The sequence below is a fragment of the Novosphingobium sp. genome, from assembly GCF_024642085.1.
Taxonomy (GTDB): Bacteria; Pseudomonadota; Alphaproteobacteria; order Sphingomonadales; family Sphingomonadaceae; genus Novosphingobium.
In genome coordinates, this window is the sequence record NZ_JAHEBV010000011.1 from 22,290 (window position 1) to 42,968 (window position 20,679).

Genomic DNA, 20,679 nt, shown 5'->3' on the forward strand with positions numbered 1-20,679 from the left:
ATCAGCCATAGAGCCCTTGCAGATACCATTCCGGATTGCCGCCACGCCCGTCCCCTGACAGGCCGTGGCGGTAAATCCAGTAGCGCCTGCCCTCACCATCCTCGACCCGGTAATAATCGCGCAGCCGCACGGTTGATCGTTCGCGCCACCATTCCGGCGCAATCCGTTCCGGCCCTTCGGCCCGCGCGACCTCGTGAACGTGTCCGCGCCAGCGAAACCGGCGCGGCAGACCAACCGGGCTGGCATAGAGCACTGCGATCGGTTCGGCCCGGTCAAGCAGCTTGAGCGGACGGGCATGGAAAGCCAGATTTTCCTGCTGCGCAGCTGCACCGTCCAGCACTGGCACCCAGCGTTGGGCGCGTTCCGGAACATGGCTGGCGTGGAGCACCGGGCGGCGGATCGCCGCTTCGCCCAGACGCACGCTCAGCCGGTCAATACAGGCCGCTAGGCTGGTGCCGTGCTGCTCTGCACCAGCCTCGAAATCCTTTTGCGCCAAGGCCAAAGGTTCAGTCCAGGGCGCGCGCAGGCGGGCCAGTTCGATTCCGAACCCGGCATCAACATCATCCAGCTTGCGCCCGAAAAGCCTCGCCAGATGCGCTCCGTCACGGCTGGCCGCAGCCAGTTCGAGCTGGCGCGAAACCACTTCGCCATCCACCTTCCACAGCGCCAGTTCCAACCGCCGCGCGCCTTGGGCCTGGCCTTCTAGCAGCCGCGCCATATCGGCGCACAGGTCGTGCAGGACACGGTCGAGCAAGGGGCGATGGCGGATCGGCTCCATCAACCGGCGCTGGACCAGCGGCGCCTCTACCGCGAAGACCGGCAGCAGGGGTTCGGGGGTGCGCCCTACTAGCTGATCGAGCCGGATCAGTGGATTGGCCGCCGGAGCATGGGCGCTGCGGAAGCGCCGTGCCAGGGCATCGCGCGCCACGCCCGAAAGATCGCCGATCCGCTTCAGCCCAAGGCGGCGCAGCACGGTCAGTACTGCGGGGTCAAGGCGCAAGGCGGCGACGGGCAGGCTTTCGAGGCTGCCGCCAGGCTGCAAAATGGCGCAATCGGGCCCGTAATGCGCCAGCGCCCAAGCCGCCCCGGCAGTGGGGGCAATGGCCAGCCGGGCGGAAAGCCCCCGCGCGGTCAAACGCTGGCGGGCATCGGCAAGCAGTGCATCCTCGCCCCCGAACAGATGGCCAGCGCCGGTCACATCAATCACCAGCCCATCGGGCGGATCAAGCGCCGACCACGGCCCCCAGCGCTGCGCCCACAGCGCCAGCCGTTCCAGCAAGGCCAGATCGCCCGTCGGATCGGCTGAAGCCACGGCGATGGCGGGGCACAGCGCCCGGACATCGGCCAGCATCATGCCCGGCCGCGCGCCCACATCCAGTCCGGCGCGGGTGGCGGCGGTAATGCGCGGTCCGTGCGCGGTATCAGCAATCAAGACCAGCGGGGCGGCAGCATCGTCCACATCCCCGCGCACCCCTTCGCCCAGCCGCCAGCGGTCGATCGCCAGCCGGGCGAACCAGATCGCCATGATGCGCCGGGACACCGGATCAGAACACCTGCAGTGCGGCAGCATCGCCAGCAACGCTCAGCGCCAAGCGGCCGTCCTGATCGTGCAGCAGCCATGCGCCGGGCGGATGGCTGCGTGCGCGGAACAGCTGTGCCTGCCACGCCGCACTGCCGGGACCCTGCGGATTCCAGCGCGGTGGCAAGCTGGGTGCCGCGCGCGCATCCCAGCGCTGCCGCGCCGATGACAGATCCCGCTGCGCATCGATCCGCACCAGCCACAACGGCACGCGGTGCCGCTCTGCCGCCAGGCTGAGCCGGCGCGAGGCAGTGAAATCGAGCGCGCGAGGATTGCCCGCCACTTCGCCTATGACAAAGGCGAGATCGCGACAACGCAATCCCTCTTCCAGGGAAAACAGCGCATCTTCGGGGTTCTTGGCGGAGACATGGACCAGGCGGTGGCGCAGCGCAGCGGGCAATCCCGGTCGATAGGGCCGTCCAGTCAGCCGCACGGCCCCTGCATCCTGAACCCACAACCAAGCGCGCTGATCGGGCACGTCGGCCGCAGGGTTCACATCCTGCGCTGCCATCTGGTCAAGCACCAAGGCCAGGGCCAGAGCCGCCCCGCCGCCTTCGCGCGAGGAGGCAAAAATCTCGCCATGCAGGGGGGCGTCCGCCTTGCCAGGCTGCCAGCCCCGGGCATCGGCCGGCGTGACGCCGCGTGGCAGCGGCAAAGGGCGGCGCGCAAAGGCGGCGAGAGGGGTGTGTAAGGGTGCCATAAGAGAATCAGTGTTCCGCTTATGTTCTCATACATCACGATTCGCAAGACCGTGCGAACGTCTTGCCGCATGGCCCAAGGGGCAAGGGAACCCAGGGCCTCTGCCTGTCGTTAAATCACTATCCCCAACGCAGGAGACCATCATGAAATACGACCAGGGCAACGCTGATGAACTGAAGGACAAGTTCTGGAAGGAACTGGCCAGTTCTCCCTATGTGATGCTTCAGCTTGACGCCGATCCCGATAGCGCCGCACCGATGACGGCACAGCTAGACAAGGATGCGCATCACAAAATCTGGTTTTTCACCAGCCGCGACAACCGCTTTGCCAAAATGGGTCCGGCCACCGCCACCTACAGCAGCAAGGGACACGACCTTCACGCCCGTTTCTCCGGCACACTGACCGAGGAAACCAGCGCCGAGCGAAAGGACGCGCTATGGAATAATTTCGTTGAAGCCTGGTTTCCCGAAGGAAAGGCCAGTGCCCTTCTTCTGCGCATGGACCTGGGAGACGCATCTATCTGGTCAGGCGAAATGGGCCTGCTAAACGTTGCCAAGATGGCCATGGGCATGAACGTGCGTGACGATATGAAGGGCGGCTACGCCGAAGTAGCGCTCTAACACCTAGAGTCATAAAAAAAGAGGGCCGCTTCCACTTGGGAAGCGGCCCTTTTCAGGGGGTGAACTCAAACAAGCTTAGTCTTCACGATCCGACGAAATCGGCGGCACGGGCTGAGGCGGCACATCGGCATCGGTTTCGTGCACTTCTACCAGACCAAGCCCGACATGACTGCGGCTGCGGCTGTAACCGAAATAGACAACCAGCCCGATCACAGCCCAGACAACGAACAGCATCTGGCTTTTCACATCGAGTTTGTAGAACAGATAGAGGCAGCCGAGCAGTGACAGCGGCGCAGTAACCATGATTGCCGGTGTCCGGAACGGACGATGCCGGCTAGGGTCGGTGCGGCGGATAACCAGCACAGCGATCGAAACGGCGGCGAAAGCAAACAGCGTTCCCGAGTTCGATATGTTGGCCAGCAGGCCAACCGGAAAGAACGCAGAAAACAGCGCGACCGCGATACCTGTGATAATCGTGATCGTGGCCGGAGTATTGTAGCGCGGGTGGATCTTCGAGAACATCGCCGGAAGCAAACCATCACGGCTCATCACGAAGAAGATGCGGGTCTGTCCGAACATCATCATCAAAATGACCGAAGGCAGCGCCAGGCCGGCAGCAAGACCAATCAGGTTTCCGATCTGCGGCCAGCCTATTTCGCGCAGCGTCCAGGCAAGGGCTTCCTTGGAACAGACCACTGCCTGATCGCCCATCGCGGCGCACTGAGCGGCAAGTTCGCGGCTGCCGGGTTCAAGGCCAACGCCCGGCGAACCCATGACTGGCTGCGCGCCGACCGAGCCGATTACCCCGGCTGCGACCAGCAGATAGAATATCGTGCAAATGCCAAGGCTGCCGATCAAACCGATGGGCATGTTGCGCTGAGGATTTTTGGTTTCCTCTGCCGCGGTCGAAACAGCATCGAACCCGACATAAGCGAAGAAGATCGAAGCGGCTGCAGCACCAATCCCGCTAAAGCCCAACGGCGAAAACGGTTCGAAGTTTTCCATCTTCATCACCGGCAATGCCAGGATGACAAACAGGGTAAGCGCAGAAACCTTGATGGCGACCAGCACAGCGTTGACGCTGGCACTTTCCTTGGTGCCGATCACCAGCAGCCAGGTAACCAGACCGGCAATCAACATTGCAGGCAAGTTGATCATCCCGCCATCGTACGGTCCGCGTACCAGCAGATCGGGTATGTCGATATGCAGCGCATTCTCTATCAGGCCGACCACGTAGCCCGACCACCCGACGCTGACCGCGCCGGCCGCCACCGCATATTCGAGGATCAGCGCCCAACCCACCATCCAGGCAATCAATTCGCCCATCACGGCATAGCTGTATGTATAGGCAGAGCCCGAAACCGGCACCATCGCCGACATTTCGGCATAACAAAGCGCTGCAACGGCGCAGACGAATCCGGCAATGACGAAGCTGAGCATCATGCCCGGCCCTGCTTTTTGCGCGGCTTCTGCGGTTAATACGAAAATCCCGGTGCCGATCACTGCGCCGATACCCAACATGGTAAGCTGGAAGGCGCCAAGGGACCGATGAAGCGATTTCTTTTCGGCGGTCGCCAGAATGGCATCCAGCGGTTTTACGCGGCCGAACATGCATTTCCCCTAGTCTGGCGGTCCCATCGCTCAAGAGTTTGAGCGTGCGACCGCTTGTTCTTACATGGCGCCGGAAGCTAGCGGCAAGCGAGCCGATGGCAAGCGCTAAACACCAAGCCTTCCCCAGCTTTGCCGCCTCGGCTATGGCCCTGCCCCATGTCCACCACCTACCAGCTCGATACGGCTACCAGCCGCGCGCATCCCACCCCGGCCCCACTGCGCCGGTTGTCCATCCCCGCGATCCGATTGCGCAAGGAAAACGGGGTCACGGCAGAGCCGGTGGTCATGCTTACTGCCTATACCGCGCGGCAGGCCCAGCTACTCGACGCGCACTGCGATCTGTTGCTGTGCGGCGATTCCCTGGGTCAGGTTATCTATGGCTTGCCCAGCAGCCTTCAGGTTACGCTGGACATGATGATCGCTCACGGCGCGGCGGTGGTGCGCGGGTCCTATCATGCAGCGGTTGTGGTCGATCTGCCGTTTGGCAGCTATGAACGCTCGCCCGAACAGGCGCTGGAAAGCGCGGCGCGGATCCTAAGCGAAACTGGATGCTCGGCGGTAAAACTCGAAGGCGGCGCGGTCATGGCCGAAACGGTTTCGTTCCTGTCGCAGCGCGGCGTGCCGGTGATGGGCCATGTTGGCCTGACCCCGCAGGCGGTCAACACGCTGGGCGGCTACAATGCTCGCGGACGCAGCGATGCAGAAGCCAAGAAGATCGTGTCCGATGCAGTGGCACTGGATCAGGCCGGTGCCTTTGCAATTGTCATAGAAGGCGTGGTCGAGCCGATCGCAATTGAAGCGACCAAATCCGTTGGCTGTCCCACCATCGGCATCGGCGCTTCCAACCAGTGCGACGGGCAGGTTCTGGTGACCGAAGACATGCTGGGGATGTTCGACCGCGTACCGCGTTTCGTCAAACGTTACGAGGATATCGCCGCAACCATAGCCGGAGCGGCAGAACGCTATGCAACTGAAGTTCGTATCCGTGCGTTTCCGGGGATCGACCAAACCTACCAACCAAAATGATCCGAAGCAGCCAGGCCGGAACTGCCGCCAATACCAGGACAAATTGATGTTGATGCGATTCTACAAGGGCTCGATCTTTTTCACGGTCGTCTGCCTAATCTTGGGTGCGTGGTATGGCTGGTCGCAAAGCGGCAGCATGGCTGCGACGGCGTCGCTTTTGTGGATCATCCTGGTCCTGGCCATCCTTGAGGTATCGCTTTCGTTCGATAACGCGGTGGTCAATGCCGCTGTGCTCAAGGACATGGACGATATCTGGCAGAAGCGCTTCCTTACCTGGGGCATGGTGATTGCCGTATTCGGGATGAGGATTGTATTCCCGCTGGCAATCGTAGCTATTGCGGCGGGTCTGGGCCCGGTTGACGCGCTGAAACTGTCGCTCAACAATCCGGCCCAATACGAACGGATCGTCAGCAGCGCGCACGTTGGCATTGCGGGGTTTGGTGGGGCATTCCTGGCCATGGTCGGTCTATCGTTCTTCTTCGACGGCGAAAAAGACATTCATTGGCTGAAATGGATTGAGAAAAAACTGGCGCTGGTTTCCAACATCAAGGCCGCCGAAATCGCACTGCTTCTGCTCGTACTTTATCTCATTTCGCGCCTGCTGCCGCAGGATGAAGCGCTTACCTTCATGGTTGCAGGTACGCTTGGCCTGGTCAGCTTTATCGCGGTTGAGGCGATCAGCACGATCCTGGAAATGCGGGACCAGACCAAGGCGGTGAACGGCGTGATAGTGCGATCAGGTCTGGGCGGGTTTCTCTACCTTAACGTGCTGGACGCCTCGTTTAGTTTTGACGGCGTGATTGGTGCCTTTGCCTTGTCCAATAACATGGTGGTGATCGCGCTTGGGCTGTCGATCGGTGCCATGTTCGTCCGCTCGATGACCATCCATCTGGTCAAGCAGGGCACCTTGGCGGAATATCGCTATCTGGAGCACGGAGCCTTTTGGGCGATCATCGTACTGGGCGCGATCATGCTGCTGTCAGCGCGGTTCCATATACCCGAATCGGTTACCGGGCTGATTGGCGCGGTGTTGATCGGCCTTTCGCTTTGGTGGTCGATCCGCCACAAGCGGCGACACCCTGATAGCGGCAATGCCAGCGTGATCAGGGCTGGCTAAGACGCGCGGCCAGCGGCGCGGCGATTACCAGCTGCGCCAAATGATAAAGCAGAATGGGTAGCAGCACGATCCCCGCGGCAGCCGGTGCAAACAGTACCGTGGCCAGCGGCGCACCCATGGCTATGCTTTTCTGCGCGCCAGCAAACAGCATGGTCCGTCGGTTGGCAGGATCAAGCCCCATTGCGCCGCCTAGCAGCCACGCGCCTGCGTGGCCGATCAACAGCAACAAAACGGTTCCTCCCGTTAGCCATAGCCAGCCCGCGCCGTCCACTTGGGTCCAGAACCGCTGCGCGACCGCCCCTGAAAACGCCACATAAACCGCAATCGCGATTGAGCAGCGGTCCATCCAGGTAACCAGCGCACGGTGCCCCGCGACCCACGATCCGAACCGGGTTTGAAGCGCTTGGCCCAGCACAAAGGGCACAAGCAGGATAGTCACCACCTTGATCAGGCCATCGGTGTGAAAGCCTGCGCCCTGCCCGCCGGCAAGAAGGGAAAACAGCGGTGCCGTAACGAACACGCCCAAAATATTGAGGAGCGCGGCCGCCACTACCGAGCTCGCCACATTTCCCCCCGCCAATGATGAGTAGGCTGTGGCCGACTGAACAGTCGAAGGAAGGCAGCCTAAGTAGAGGAAGCCTAGCGCTATCAGCGGCGGCATCCATCCCTGCCCCGCCTGCCACACCAGCCATCCAGCTAGCGTCATGCCGCCGAATACCCAGGCGATCAGCGGCCACAGCAGCCGGTGATTGCCCATGCCCTGCCATACCTCGCTGCGGGGGAGGCGCAGCCCGTTAAGGAAGAACAGCAGAAACACCGCTGCGTTGGCGACGAACTGGGCCGTAGCGCGACCCTCGCCGTGAACCGGCGCAAGGACAGCCAGGGCGATTGCAACCGCCAACAGCCGGACCATCGGATCGATGCGAGATGTCCAGCTCATGCCGCGGCGCAATTGCGCAACATCCGCTCCAAGGCAACCGTGCTCAGCGTCCCGCCAGATTGGGCGCCGGGGCTGGCGTTGCGGAAAAGCGCGGTGCGGGCGCGGGCTGGATCATGCCGCCATCTTCGACAAATGTTGACCGGGCAACATTGTGCGGATGCGTGGGGGCTTCTTTGAGACTGAGCACCGGGGCGAAACAGATGTCGGTCCCGTCCATGATCGCGCACCAATCGTCGCGCGTCTTCGTCAGGATCAGCGCGGTCATCCGGGCCTTAAGGTCGTCCCACTTGGCAGGATTCATCTGCTGGGCAAAGTCGCCGTCTCCGGCCAGACCGGTTTTCTCCATCAGCAGTGCATAAAACTGCGGCTCAATCGAGCCAAGCGAGATGAACTTGCCGTCGCTTGTTTCGTAGGTGTCGTAAAAGTGCGTCCCGCTATCGAGCAGGTTAACTCCGCGCTCGTCTTGCCATTGTCCATTGCCCAGGAATGTATAAGTCATCGCCGACAGGATCGCTGCACCGTCCACCATGGCGCAGTCAACCACTTGGCCTGGCCCGCCGCTACGCGCGTGAAGGATCGCGGACACCACACCGAAGGCCAGCATCATCCCGCCGCCGCCAAAATCGCCAACGGCGTTGACCGGAAAGGTCGGCTTTTGCCCCTTGCGCCCATAGCTGTGAAGCGCGCCGGACAAAGCGATATAGTTGATGTCATGGCCGGCCAGCGGCGCCATCGGGCCATGCTGTCCCCATCCGGTCATCCGCCCGATCACCAGTTTGGGGTTGATTGCCAGCAGCAGGTCGGGGCCGATTCCCATCCGTTCAATCACACCGGGCCGGTAACCCTCGATCAGTGCATCGGCATCCTTGGCCATATCCTTGAGCTGGGCAATTGACGCGGGGTCTTTGAGGTCCAGCTCGATCCGCTCACGGTTGCGGTTAAGGATATCCCGGTTGCCGCCATCGCCGAACCGGCCACCACTACCAGGCCGTTCCACTCGGATCACCCTCGCACCGTGGTCGGCCAGCATCATGCCCGCAAATGGACCAGGGCCGATCCCGGCCAATTCGATAACGGTTACCCCAGAAAGTACGCCAGCCATCCTCATCCCTCGAAATTTAATCGATCGATGAAATTTCTATTAGGCCATGAGTGTCGCTTGTCGAGAGGGCTATTTGCCCAACCCCTTAAGCGCGGCGGCAATGCGGGGGTTGTCACCGTCAATCCGGCGCGCCTTGGTCAACAACGCGCGAGCTGCGTCAGGCTCGGCGTTCAGTCCCACCAACGCCAGCCCCCACGCCTGCGCAGCAAAACCGCTGTTCGGCAGCAACAGCGCGGCCCGCTCAGCCGATACCAGCGCCATTTCGGGATCGCCGCTCTCCGTTTGCGCCAGACTAAGATCAGCCATTACCCGGGCATCTCGCGTTCCCGTCCGCAAGACTATCGTTTCCAAAAGCAACCGGCTGTGCGCCCAATCACCAGCATAGGCCGCGTGTCCCGCTGCAAGGCGCGCAGCAAGGCGGCTGCTCGGCCAGGCGCCAAGATAGCCGACCACCACTGCGGGCACCTGCGATCCGCGCCCGCTGCGCTCCAGTGCCTCGACACTGCGCAGCAGCATCCGATCAGGAAAGCGGACCGCCATTGCGCGGCGGTAGTAATCCAGCGCGGGCAGCGATTGGGATTGTGCCAGCGAGGTATCGCCCGCCAGCGACAAGGCTTCAAACATGCCCGGCCGCTGCTTTGCATAATTCACAGCCGCTAAATTGGCTGCGGCGAAATTGCCGCCGGCGATAAGGCGCCGCACGGCTCCTGCGACATCGTCAGATCCGTGTTCAGCGACTGGCATGACCGGCGCAGGGGCGGCCTTGGCAAGGCGATCAAGATACTGCGCAGCACCCGCGCGGTCACCTTGTTCTTCCAGCGTGCGGGCCATCAGGGCAAGGAGATAGGACGAGGCATCGGGACGGCCTGCCAATCCGGCAAAGCGCCCCAGCAGCCCGCGCGTGTCGCCAGCTTCATAAAGGGCGCGGGCCAAAAGCAGTTGCGCGGTACTGTTGGCGGGCTGACGCTGGATCAGGCCATCCAACAAGCTTACCGCGACGTTCGCATTGCCTGCTTCAAGTTCCAGCGCGCCGCGCAGCAGCAGGCCGGCTGGCATTCCGTCAAACCTGGAACGCGTATGGTCCAAAAGGCTGCGGGCCAGATCAACATTCCCGGCGCGGGCAGCCAGCACCGCCTGATAGAACCAGGCGCGCGGGTCCTTTGCGTTGAGCGCGATCATGCTGCGGGTCACGGTCAGCATGTCGCGCATGCGTCCAGCCTCACCCAGTGTTCCGGCATAGCCGGCCAACAGATCAATGTCTTTCGGCGCTCTCAGTAACGCGCGTTCGTAAAGGGGAAGCGCAGCCTCCCAGCCGGCCTGCTCACGCAGCATCTGGGCGCGCAATTCCAAAGCGCGCGGGTTATCGGGATCCGCCAGCAATGCCTTGTTGGCCGCCCCCACCGCACCAACTTGATCGCCCTGGCTGAACCGCAGACGGCCGATGTCGGACCATACCAGCGGGTCATCGGGGGCCATCGCTGCGGCGCGCTGATATGCCTCTTCAGCAGCAGCAAGGTTGCCTGAAAACCGTTCGAGCATTCCCAGCATCCGCCAGCCATACCCGGCGTCATTGGCGGCAAATCGACCCTCGCCAAGCCACTTTCGTGCCCCAACAAGATTGTTCTGGATGATCAGTGCTTCCCCCATGGGTGCTGCGATCTGGGGGCGGCTTGCCCCCGCATCCTGGGCTTTCTTCAAGGCAATTTCGGCAGCGATTCCGTCGCCCCGCTCCAAGGCGCTGTGCGCCTCGCTCAGCAGCGGTGCGGTATCTCCTGCTCCTGCAAACCCGGGGGCAGTCAGCAGCACAAGTGCCGCAGCTAGGTTGAACGCTCGGCCCAAGCCGTCAAACCTGCATGTCGTATTGTTTTAGCAGATCGTAGAGCGTGGGCCGGCTGATCCCCAGCAATTTGGCGGTACTCGAAATATTACCTTCGCTGCGCGCCAGGGCATGGCGAATAACCCGCCGATCAGCTGCCTCGCGCGCCGATTTGATATTCAGCACCTGGCTGTCCTCCGCTTCGTCTGCCGCAAGGTCAAGATCGTGGGCGTGGACAAGCTTGGCGTCAGTCATGATGACCGCCCGCTTCACGCGGTTTTCCAGTTCGCGCACGTTACCCGGCCAATGCCAGGCGTCGATCGCGGCCAGTGCATCGGCAGAGAAACCCTTGACCTGCGGGTTCATCTCGCGGGCAAAGCGTGCCATGAACGCTTTGGCCAGTAGCGCCGCGTCGCCGGGTCGTTCAGCTAGGCTCGGGATTTTTACGACTATTTCGGCCAGACGGTAGAACAGGTCTTCGCGGAACCGTCCGTCGGCGATCATCGCTTCAAGGTCCTGGTGGGTGGCGCAAACTATGCGGGTATCGACCGCGATGGATTTGCGCGATCCGATCCTTTCGATCACTCGTTCTTGCAGGAACCGCAGCAATTTGACTTGCAGTGGCAAGGGGATATCGCCCACTTCGTCTAGGAACAAGGTGCCACCATGGGCCAATTCGATTTTACCCTCAGTGGTCTTGACCGCGCCGGTAAACGCACCCTTTTCGTGGCCGAACAATTCGCTTTCCAGCAGGTTTTCGGGAATGGCCGCGCAATTGATTGCCACGAACGCGCCGTCGCGCCGGTCACCGGCCTCATGCAGCCCCCGAGCTAGCAGTTCCTTGCCGGTGCCGCTGGCTCCCAGCAGCATCACCGATACATTGGTGTTGGCCACGCGTTCGATTGTCCTGGCCACCTTGACCATTTCGGGCGCGCTGGTGATCATCCGGCCCAACACGCGGTTGTCGCCGTCCGATCGCACGGCAAGGCGGCGGTTTTCCGCCTCAATTCTGTGCAGCTCGAAAGCGCGACGTACGATCAAGCCAAGTGCTTCGATATCCACCGGCTTCTGGTAGAAATCATAGGCCCCCTTGGCGATCGCCTGCAGCGCGCTTTCCCGCGCGCCATGTCCTGAAGCGACGATCACCTTCGTGTCGGGCTTCAGGGCCATGATTTCGTCCAGCACGGCAAAGCCTTCACTTGTGCCATCGGGATCGGGCGGCAGTCCAAGGTCAAGCGTGACCACGGCCGGCTCCTCCGAGCGTAGCGCGTTGATCGCCGTGGCGCGGTCGCCCGCGATGATGACGTCGAAATCGGGATAGGCCCACTTTAGCTGAGCCTGCAGTCCGGCATCATCTTCGACGATCAACAGTTTTGGTTTTGTATCAGGCATCAGGCGACCTTCTTGCCAACATCTTCAAAAGTTTTGCGCAGCGCCGCTGCGGCAGCCAACGGCAAGCGGATGGTAAAGCGTGACCCCAGGCCTTCGCGGCTTTCAACGTCAAGCCGGCCGCCCATGGCGCGGACCAGTTCGCGTGCTTCATAGGCACCGATCCCGAACCCACCGGCTTTGGTTGAGACAAAAGGCTTAAACAGGTGGCTGCGAATGAACTCGGCGCTCATGCCTGCACCAGAATCGACAATTTCAATTATTCCGTTGAGGTTATCAGTCGCCACACGGACGAACACCGGGCCGCCGTCAATACTTGCATCAACGGCATTCTGAACCAGGTGGAGAATCGCCTGTTCCAGCGAATCTGCTTCAGCGGACACTTCACAGACTTCGCTTTCGACCACCGAAACGGCGTGGACACCGCGAAATTGCTGCACGGTGCGTTTTGCCGTTTCGTCAGCGCGAACCGGAGCAAGAACTTGCACCGAAAGGGGGCCATAGCGCGATAGACGCGCCAGCAGGGCGTTCAGCTTATCAGCAGAATTGCGCAGCGTCAGCAGCATGTCAGCACGGAAATCCGGGTTTTCGGCATGGAGCTCTGCGTTGCGGGCCAGCAGGCTAAGCTGGCTCGCCAGATTTTTGATGTCGTGCATGACAAAGGCGATGCGGCGATGAAAATCGTCGAACCGGCTCGCCTCGGCCAGTGCTTCCTGCCCTTTGTTCTCAGCCAGGTATGATGCCAGCTGACGGCCTGCTACCCGCAGCAGATCAAAATCCTCCCAGTCGAGCGAACGGGTATAGGCAGGGCGGGCAAGCACAACCAGACCCACCATCCGGTCGAAATGCAGCAGCGGCACTGCGCTCCACGCGCGCGGTTCAGCCAGCAACCAGTCGGGTAGAGGCGGGCATTTTTCGGGATTGGGGACGCCGTCACGCAATGCGTCGATATCGGCAACAAAAGCGGTTCTTTCGAACGCGCTTACGGTCACCGCGTCAAGTGCTGCAACCGGTACTTCGGCAGTCGGCCATTGCCAGCGCGCAGCAAGTTCAAACATCCCATCCTCGCCGCGGGTCAGCAGCAACCCGGCCTGGCTCTCAGTAATATCGGCCAGCGCCCGGATGGCGCGCTCCTCCAGCGTGGCCGATGCACCGCCAGCTTGTCCGATCGTGCGTGTAAAGCGCAGCCATTCGGCGCGGTAGTCAAACCGGTGCGCAAACAAATGCTTGCTCAGCGATACACGCAGCCAGCCCCTCAGCCGTTTTGACGGCAGCATCGCAAGCGCGGTCAGCAGGGCCAGCGCCACCAGGCCGATCTGCATCCGCGCGGAAAAATCACCGCCCGAAAAAGCCAGCCACTGGGCAATCGCGACCAGCACTACCAGATACCCGCCGATCAGCAGCAGCGACAGGCTTTGGAACGTTGCTGCATGTGATGGGCGGAAACGGATTTGCTCACTGCCGTCGCGCGCGCCCAGCACCACCAGCCCGGCCAGTACCACACCAAGCGCGCCGCGCAGGCCGTCAAGCACGTCGGGACTCGCCCCTGAAAGATAGGCAATCACGTAATAGGTCAGGTCGAAACCCCACAGCAGCGCCATGGCCAATGCTGGCCAGCGCAGTAACAGACGTGCCTGTGCAGAAGCGGCGCCGTAAAGGTTGTGGACCAGCACCAGACCGCCAATCGTCACCAGTAACCCAAGCGAGACGAATGTCAGAAAGCCGACCGGTTCAGCCGCACCCGGTGCCGCCCTGACCAGCGCCATCACGCCGCCTGCGGAAAGCAGCTCGACAAATGCCACGGCAGCCAAAATTGGCCGGATCGGCGCCATTGACGTGTGGCGGCCATCGATTGCAAACAACCGGTACAGAGCGAACAGCCAGGCCAGATTGCGCGCCGCGTCGAGCAGCGCGGTAGCCGGTGCGTGGATGCCGTTATAAATCCCGCATATTGCCCAGACTGCGGTCATCGCCAGTGCAGCGCTCAGCGGTCGGCGCGCCGGGCCGTAACGGCGAGGCACGACCAGCAGCCACGCCGCAGCGATTGTACTGGACATAGCGCCAGCCTGCCATGCCAGCGACGCTACGGTGGACCACAACCCTTCGCTGCCGAATGCCATGCCTACCGCGCCCCCTCGCGCCACAGCACGACCCGCAGCGTCTGCAACAGGATCAGAAGGTCAAGAAACGGGGTGTAATTTTTGGCGTAATAAAGGTCGTATTCCAACTTGTGGCGCGCGTCCTCAATCGAGGCTCCATAGGGATAGTTGATTTGCGCCCAGCCGGTGATGCCGGGCTTCACCATGTGGCGTTCGGCATAATAGGACAGCTGTTTTTCAAGGTCGCCGACAAACTCGGGCCGTTCGGGGCGCGGGCCGACAAAGCTCATCTCCCCTTTCAGCACCGTCCAGGTCTGAGGCAGTTCATCGATCCGCGATTTGCGAATGAAATGTCCCAGCCGCGTTACGCGCGGATCGTTCTCGACGGCCCACTGCGCGCCGCCTGCTTCCGCATCGACGCGCATCGAACGCAGCTTGATGACATCGAAGTCCTCTCCGTAAAGCCCGACGCGGCGCTGGCGGAAAAAGGCAGGCCCCGTGCTGTCCAACTTAACCAGAGCGGCAAAAAGCGCGATGACTGGCGCGGTCAGCAACAGCAAAAGCGAACTCGCGGCGATATCGAAAATTCGTTTCAGCGCACCTGAAATCGCCCTTCCCGATGAAAAGCCGTCGGAAAAGATCAGCCAGCTGGGATTGACGGTATCAAGATCGACCCTCCCGGTTTCCCGCTCCATGAAGCTGGCGAACTCGTTGACATGAACGCCCGTAGTCTTGATCCGCAATAAATCGCCAAGCGGCAGAGAATTGCGCCGTTCTTCCAGTGCCAACACGACTTCGCTGGCCGCCAGAACTTCGACATGCTTGGTCAGGTTGGCAATCGCGGCCCGGTTGATTGACGTGTCGATTACCGGTGCTGCATCAGTCATCGCAACAAACCCGACAATGACGAAGCCGCTCTCCGGGCGTTCGGACAATTGCCTTAAGCGTTCAGCGCGGTTTCCCGCACCAAGGACGAGGACGCGGCGGCGAAATGCCTCTGCCCCAAGCAGACGGCCCGTCAATAACCGGTTCAACAGGGGCAAAACGATAGCCAGCACCATTGAATAGGCCAAGGTCGAGCGCCAGAAAGCCTGGGCTCCAAACAGGAAGTTCAAAAATGCGAGGCCGATTATTCCCAAACCCACGGCCACCAGCAGCCGGGCGCCGGCATGACGCAGCGAGCGCAGGGCATCAAGGCCATAGACGCCCACAGCTATCATCGCTGTCTGGATAGTCACGGCAAAGCCAAGGGATGGCCAGATGCGCTGGGCAAAGCCGCCTACCGCAATATTTATCTGCGATGCGCGCAGCTGCCAAGCAAGGTCAGCCGCCATAAACAGCAGCACGAAATCGACCAGGCCAAGCAACAGCACGGCATGCGGTACGTAGTGTTTGAACAGCCGGATCATTGACCCACGGCAGCCTTCCTTGTGATCTCCTGTCCGGGCCTAACGGCCGAGTGTAAAATGTCGGTAAACTTTACAGACTTTGGTTAAGGGTGTGACACGATCAGAACACCGCGATTTGCGGTAAGATTTCGCTAACCATGGCGCGGTGAAGGCCGGTTAACCTTCCCCCGCTAAGCCCCCCGCATGCGGCGCCGCGCTCCCACCGTCCAGCTGTCACCTCAGGTGATGAAGCAGTTTACGCTGATCACGATTATCGCGACGGCCCTGCTTGCCATGTTTTCCAATGGCGAGAACTCGCAGCTTGTTGAAGCCGTCAAAGCCCGCGAGGCGCGCAACACTTTGCTGAAGGCCGAAGCTGCGAAGGTTGGAACCCGGTCGATACGGCGCGATGCGGTCGCCGAAAATCAAGATAGCGGCGAAGGCTACGAAAAGCTCAACGATAAGCCTGACGTTGGTAACCCGGGCAGCGCTCCGCAATGGACCCCGTCGAGCGTTGCAGCCGGACCGGATCAGGCGGAAATGCAACGCGCCATTGCGCGCGCAAGCGCGCCAGGGCCCGCCAAATTGCCGCTTAACCTGCTCAAGGCGCGGAGCAAGGCGTTCAAACTGACCAAGGAACAGATAGAAGAGTTGAAGCGTCTGGCCCGTATGCGAGCTGACCCGAACGCCAACCAAGCGGACTGATGAAGCGCAATTGCAACGTCTGAAGCTAGCGTCGTGGTGCCCCTGGCCCGACTCGAACGGGCACGTCTCTCGACAAACGATTTTGAGTCGTTCGCGTCTACCATTCCGCCACAGGGGCACGACAGGATGCGCGCTTAGCCGTCCCGGCGTTCCGGTTCAAGCGATGGAATTAAAATTGCCAGTCAATCGTCACGTGCGCCAGATCGGGCTGGTTTGAGCGCCGCGCACCAAGCGCGCCGACTTCCAGCACCGGCCCGTAAGCCTGGTCGCCCCACGACTTGGCTGGCGGCGTCCAGATTTCCGCACTCGGAAATCCGCGCAAGGCCACCGCACCGATGCGTTCGTCTCTGGTCCGCGCGCGCTGCGCAGCGGTCGCTGGGGTGCCGGCAACTGCTTCGCTTTGCGATGGCACCGCATCGGCAAGCGTCACAGTGTGCGTTGGCAAAAGCGGCGCCGCGGCTGCCGCTATCAGCAGTCCAATCCCTTCAACAAAGAGATCCCCAGACATTCTTCCGCCCCCTTTTTGCAATCTTCCCGTTCAGGTGAACATTGCGGAGCGTGGCTAAGAAGGAATTAAGGGGTCACTTCACCGGCACGTTAAGCATTAAAAAGTCAGGACTTGATCGCGGCAGCAAGCGCCTTGTGGAGACGCGAATGCAGGGCATCGTTGCCGGCCAGGATCTGCTTGTCGCAGATCGGCTGCGAGATGCCGCGCCAGTCGGTGACGAACCCGCCAGCTTCGCGGACCAGCAGGCAGCCTGCAGCGCTGTCCCACGGCGAAAGACCACTTTCCCAAAATCCTTCATAGCGGCCCGCCGCAACCCAGGCGAGATCGAGCGCAGCCGAGCCAAAGCGGCGGATCCCCGCCACCTGCGGCGCAATCGCATTGAAAATCTTGGTCCATTCTGCCGGATCGCCATGCCCCGCAAAGGGCGTGCCGGTAGCTATCAGGCTTTCGTCCATATGGCGGCGCGCCGATACCCGCAGGCGCCGATCGTGGAGCCAGGCACCGCGCGTTTTCTCGGCCCAATAACTTTCATCGGTAACCGGCTGGTATACGAGGCCCGCACTGACTTCGCCCCAGCCCGATCCATCAAGCTTGGGTTCCTGCACGGCAATTGAGATCGCAAAATGCGGAATGCCATGCAAAAAGTTGCTCGTCCCGTCGAGTGGATCGACAATCCAGCGCGGCTTGCCGGGGTCACCCTCGATGATCCCGCCTTCTTCCAGGACGAAGCCCCAATCAGGGCGCGCTGCCAGCAGCTCGTCATAGATCGCCCGTTCGGAACGCTGATCGGCCTTGGACACGAAGTCGGCAGGCCCCTTACGACTCACTTGCAGGTGCTCGACCTCGCCGAAGTCGCGGCGCAGGCGTTGGCCAGCCTTGCGGGCAGCCTTCTCCATGACGCGGATAATGCCGGAAATGACGGCCATGTCAGGTGTCCTTAATCCGCCTTGCCGACGTAGGTACGCTCGTACACGTCGACCGTGATGCGCGTGCCGCTGGAAATGTGCGGCGGGACCATCACGCGAACTCCGTTGTCGAGGATCGCCGGCTTGTAGCTGGACGAGGCGGTCTGCCCCTTCACCACCGCATCGGCTTCGACGATGGTGGCGTCGATCTGGGCAGGCAGTTCAACGCTCACCGGGCGTTCTTCCCACAGTTCCAGAACCACATCCATGCCGTCCTGCAGGAAATCGGCCGCTTCCCCCAGCAGATCACGCGGTAGAGTGATCTGCTCGAAGTTGTCCTTGTCCATGAATACCAGGTCATCGCCCTCGGCATAAAGGTACTGGAAGTCCTTGGTGTCGAGGCGGACCTTTTCGACCGTATCCTGGCTGCGGAAACGGACGTTGGTCTTGCGGCCATCGATCAGGTTCTTCATTTCGACCTGCATGAATGCACCGCCCTTGCCCGGCTGGGTGTGCTGGATCTTGGCAACTTTCCAGATGCCCTTTTCGTATTCGATGATGTTGCCGGGACGAATGTCCACACCGCTGATCTTCGCCATGGGGATGCCTTCAAAGTTGAGAAAGACGTACCGGTCTGCACCGGGAAAGGCGCGCCCTTAGCCGAGGCTGCGCCGAACGGCAAGGTGGCGCGGGCGTTCATCGCCTGCTAAGCGATGCCCGTCCAAGGGAACGCCCATGATCCGTACCGCCTTTTCTGCCCTGCTGCTGGCCGCCACTCCCGCCTGGGCGGTTCCGGGCGGCAAGCTCGATACTCTCGATGCCGGCAGTTACGTTTGCGAACTGCCCGGCGATGCCGCGGGTGCGGCCGGTCTGCGCCAGCCAGACGAGGCGTTCGATATCGTCAACGCCAACACCTATCGCAGTCCGACCGGGCGCGGATCCTATTTGCTGACCGGCGATATCCTGACCATGACCAGCGGGCCCAAACGGGGAACCCGCTATCATCGCCTGTCCGACCGTTTCCTGCGTCTGATCGGACCTGACGGCAAGGACAGCGCGCTGCGCTGCGTCCGCCGGGTTGTCAACAACGGCTAGACCGCCTGCACTGGCCGCCGCGCACCTTCGCGCATCCGCCAATAAGCCAGCGCGATCAGACCGCCGAACAGGGCGATGCCCAGTGGTGTGGTGAGGCCGCTTGCCGCAGTCACAGCCAAGGCGTCCGGATTGTCATTCCATGCGACAATTCCGGCGTAAACCACGTTGAACAGGCTATCACCGACGATCATCCCGGTTGCGGTCAGCACCCCGATACGCTCGGCAAAACCGGGATCGCGCTGCTTTTCGGCCCAGCGGTTATAAAGGTGGCCCAGCACAGCGCCGAGCACGACCATCGCGGTCACATCCATCGGCAGGTACATGCCCATCCCCACGGCCAGCGGTGGCAGCGATCCGCGTCCGGTCTTCTTCAGCACCTCATCAAGCGCGATCACACCTGCGCCGATGGCCGCGCCCAGGCCGATAAGTGTCCAGTCCAGACTACCGCCCAGCACCCCTTGGGCAATGGCTGAAATGAGCGCCGCTTGCGGCGCGGCCAGAGCATCTGGACCAGCCCCCGGCGCGCCCTGGAACCCAAAAGTCTGATTTAGCAAAGTCAGGATCGGCGGAATGACCAGCGCGCCGAATATTACGCCCATAATCAAGGCGACCTGCTGGCGCCACGGCGTCGCACCCACCAGTTGCCCGGTTTTAAGATCCTGCAGGTTATCGTTTGAAATCGTCGCCACGCCAAAGATGATCGCGGTTACGAACAGCGCAAAGGCGACCAGCGCCTTGGTTGCATCGGCATCTAGCCCGCGGCCGAACAGACCGAGAAGCAACAGCGAAATGCCCAAAGCAGACAGGATGCCTACTCCCGAAACCGGACTGTTAGACGCGCCGATCAAGCCCGCCATGTATCCGGTGACCGAGGCGATAATGATGCCCGCCACCAGCACATAGGCAATCGAGGCAATCAGCGACAGGCCAAGGTTGCCGGCTACTGGCCCGCCCACGGCAAAGTCTGCCAGCAGCAGGCCGATGGGAATCATCAGGGCCAGGATAGTGCCTCCGACTATGCCGATCGGCAGGTCGCGCTCTGTCAATTCAAGGCTGTCCATTGTGCCCGCCGCCTTGCGTGCACGATCAGCGGTGAGAGCGCCGGCAATCCCCTTGAAAATAGGGCCGATGACCTTGAGCAACGTCCAGATCGCCGCCACGCCAATCGCGCCGGCACCGATAAAGCGCACTTTCTGGCGGAATACCGTGGCAACAAAATCGGCCAGCTCGGTCCCTGCAGGAGGGCCAGCGGCGGTCAGCTGCGGCAGGATGATCAGGAAGCTGATCACGATGCCGACCAGCATTGCAAGGCCCACTGCCAGACCGACAAGGTGCCCCACCCCGACCAGCGCCAGCGATAACGAAGCCGAGGCAAAAGTGCTGCCTGCGCCCAGTTTGAAAGTCGTGTTGGCCCCTTCCGCCACCAGTTTCATCTTGGCGAGCAGCGGATAGAGCGCAGCGATACCGGTGCCGAGCACGACGGCGGCCAGACCCCGGCGGTTTTCCTCAGCCCCGCCTACACCAGCTCCGACTTTGAGCACTTCGGCGGCCGCCACGCCTTCGGGATAGGGCAAGTCCGATCCGGTGACGAGCGCGCGGCGCAGCGGCACCGAATACATCACCCCCAGCACCCCGCCGATGGCTATCACCGCGACCGACTGCCAATAGGGAAACCCGGTCCACCAGCCGACCATGATCAGCCCGGGCAAGACGAATACGATGGCCGACAGCGTGCCCGCCGCGCTGGCAATGGTCTGGACGATGTTGTTTTCTTGGATCGTCGCGCCTGAAAAAAACCGCAAGATCGCCATTGATATGACTGCTGCCGGGATCGATGTGGCGAAAGTAAGCCCAACTTTCAGACCCAGGTAAACGTTCGCCGCGGTAAACACGACTGTCAGGATCGCACCCAGCACTACACCGCGCAGTGTCAGTTCCTTGGGAATCGGCATGCCGCTCATCAGATACCCTCATTCATATTCGCGTGGCAGGAAATGAACAACATCACACAAAACACACGGTCGTGTGCGCATAAACCGCTAGCGCCTACTGCAAGCCAAACGCTTGGACAAAGGTGTGA

18 protein-coding genes and 1 tRNA gene are annotated in these 20,679 nt (G+C 61.5%); 5 read left to right on the forward strand and 14 right to left on the reverse strand.

The features are described 5' to 3' along the window. Position 1 precedes the first annotated feature (1 nt). Positions 2-1,525 carry a DUF6504 family protein gene (locus tag Q0L62_RS06630; protein WP_296678276.1) on the reverse strand — a complete coding sequence of 508 codons (1,524 nt, stop codon included), beginning with the start codon at positions 1,523-1,525 and terminating at the stop codon, positions 2-4. Positions 1,526-1,544: 19 nt separating this feature from the next. Beyond that, a complete protein-coding gene (locus tag Q0L62_RS06635; RefSeq protein ID WP_296678150.1) occupies positions 1,545-2,279 on the reverse strand; it encodes a hypothetical protein in 735 nt (244 codons plus the stop codon). A 142-nt stretch (positions 2,280-2,421) separates the two neighbouring features. Here Q0L62_RS06635 and Q0L62_RS06640 point away from each other — a divergent pair, with 142 nt between their 5' ends. Then, on the forward strand, positions 2,422-2,898 hold the full coding sequence (locus tag Q0L62_RS06640; RefSeq protein WP_296678153.1) for a pyridoxamine 5'-phosphate oxidase family protein: 477 nt from the start codon (positions 2,422-2,424) through the stop codon (positions 2,896-2,898). 75 nt (positions 2,899-2,973) lie between these two features. Here Q0L62_RS06640 and Q0L62_RS06645 read toward each other — a convergent pair whose 3' ends face one another. Then, positions 2,974-4,509, reverse strand: coding sequence for an amino acid permease (locus Q0L62_RS06645; RefSeq protein ID WP_296678155.1), 1,536 nt, complete (start codon positions 4,507-4,509; stop codon positions 2,974-2,976). Positions 4,510-4,665: 156 nt separating this feature from the next. On the opposite strand from Q0L62_RS06645, the gene panB reads away from it, so the two are divergent. Further along, positions 4,666-5,535: a 3-methyl-2-oxobutanoate hydroxymethyltransferase gene (gene panB, locus Q0L62_RS06650; RefSeq protein WP_296678157.1), complete on the forward strand. Its 870-nt coding sequence runs from the start codon at positions 4,666-4,668 to the stop codon at positions 5,533-5,535. Positions 5,536-5,581: 46 nt separating this feature from the next. Continuing rightward, a complete protein-coding gene (locus Q0L62_RS06655) occupies positions 5,582-6,652 on the forward strand; it encodes a DUF475 domain-containing protein (RefSeq protein ID WP_296678158.1) in 1,071 nt (356 codons plus the stop codon). Here the strand turns inward: Q0L62_RS06655 and Q0L62_RS06660 are convergent. The 6 genes from Q0L62_RS06660 to Q0L62_RS06685 all read right to left on the reverse strand — a co-directional run bounded on the left by Q0L62_RS06660 (position 6,639) and on the right by Q0L62_RS06685 (position 15,407). After that, positions 6,639-7,592 carry a bile acid:sodium symporter family protein gene (locus Q0L62_RS06660; protein WP_296678161.1) on the reverse strand — a complete coding sequence of 318 codons (954 nt, stop codon included), beginning with the start codon at positions 7,590-7,592 and terminating at the stop codon, positions 6,639-6,641. The two genes, Q0L62_RS06655 and Q0L62_RS06660, sit on opposite strands and share 14 nt — an antisense overlap. Positions 7,593-7,635: 43 nt before the next feature. Next, entirely contained in the window at positions 7,636-8,694 is a 1,059-nt protein-coding gene (locus Q0L62_RS06665; protein WP_296678164.1) for a CaiB/BaiF CoA-transferase family protein, read from the reverse strand. A gap of 69 nt (positions 8,695-8,763) precedes the next feature. Beyond that, positions 8,764-10,533 (reverse strand): tetratricopeptide repeat protein, encoded by a 1,770-nt coding sequence (locus Q0L62_RS06670; protein WP_296678165.1) that lies wholly within the window; start codon positions 10,531-10,533, stop codon positions 8,764-8,766. Positions 10,534-10,537: 4 nt separating this feature from the next. Further along, positions 10,538-11,902 (reverse strand): PEP-CTERM-box response regulator transcription factor, encoded by a 1,365-nt coding sequence (gene prsR, locus Q0L62_RS06675; RefSeq protein ID WP_296678169.1) that lies wholly within the window; start codon positions 11,900-11,902, stop codon positions 10,538-10,540. Beyond that, the gene (gene prsK / locus Q0L62_RS06680) at positions 11,902-13,956 is read right to left on the reverse strand and encodes an XrtA/PEP-CTERM system histidine kinase PrsK (RefSeq protein ID WP_296678171.1); all 2,055 of its coding nucleotides are present in this window, start codon (positions 13,954-13,956) and stop codon (positions 11,902-11,904) included. Before prsK ends, prsR begins: the two co-directional genes overlap by 1 nt. Positions 13,957-14,021: 65 nt before the next feature. Further along, entirely contained in the window at positions 14,022-15,407 is a 1,386-nt protein-coding gene (locus Q0L62_RS06685) for a TIGR03013 family XrtA/PEP-CTERM system glycosyltransferase (RefSeq protein ID WP_296678174.1), read from the reverse strand. Positions 15,408-15,590: 183 nt separating this feature from the next. Here Q0L62_RS06685 and Q0L62_RS06690 point away from each other — a divergent pair, with 183 nt between their 5' ends. Then, positions 15,591-16,091, forward strand: coding sequence for a hypothetical protein (locus Q0L62_RS06690; RefSeq protein ID WP_296678176.1), 501 nt, complete (start codon positions 15,591-15,593; stop codon positions 16,089-16,091). Positions 16,092-16,125: 34 nt separating this feature from the next. Here the strand turns inward: Q0L62_RS06690 and Q0L62_RS06695 are convergent. The 4 genes from Q0L62_RS06695 to efp form a co-directional block, all read right to left on the reverse strand. Next, positions 16,126-16,209: transfer RNA gene (locus Q0L62_RS06695), tRNA-Leu, on the reverse strand. A 51-nt stretch (positions 16,210-16,260) separates the two neighbouring features. Then, positions 16,261-16,599 (reverse strand): hypothetical protein, encoded by a 339-nt coding sequence (locus Q0L62_RS06700; protein WP_296678179.1) that lies wholly within the window; start codon positions 16,597-16,599, stop codon positions 16,261-16,263. Positions 16,600-16,703: 104 nt separating this feature from the next. Then, the gene (locus Q0L62_RS06705; RefSeq protein WP_296678182.1) at positions 16,704-17,525 is read right to left on the reverse strand and encodes an inositol monophosphatase family protein; all 822 of its coding nucleotides are present in this window, start codon (positions 17,523-17,525) and stop codon (positions 16,704-16,706) included. Between the two features lie 11 nt (positions 17,526-17,536). Next, a complete protein-coding gene (gene efp, locus Q0L62_RS06710; protein WP_296678185.1) occupies positions 17,537-18,103 on the reverse strand; it encodes an elongation factor P in 567 nt (188 codons plus the stop codon). A 136-nt stretch (positions 18,104-18,239) separates the two neighbouring features. On the opposite strand from efp, the gene Q0L62_RS06715 reads away from it, so the two are divergent. Beyond that, the gene (locus tag Q0L62_RS06715) at positions 18,240-18,599 is read left to right on the forward strand and encodes a hypothetical protein (RefSeq protein ID WP_296678187.1); all 360 of its coding nucleotides are present in this window, start codon (positions 18,240-18,242) and stop codon (positions 18,597-18,599) included. Here Q0L62_RS06715 and Q0L62_RS06720 read toward each other — a convergent pair. Then, positions 18,596-20,560, reverse strand: coding sequence for an OPT family oligopeptide transporter (locus tag Q0L62_RS06720; RefSeq protein ID WP_296678189.1), 1,965 nt, complete (start codon positions 20,558-20,560; stop codon positions 18,596-18,598). The two genes, Q0L62_RS06715 and Q0L62_RS06720, sit on opposite strands and share 4 nt — an antisense overlap. Positions 20,561-20,679: the final 119 nt, after the last annotated feature.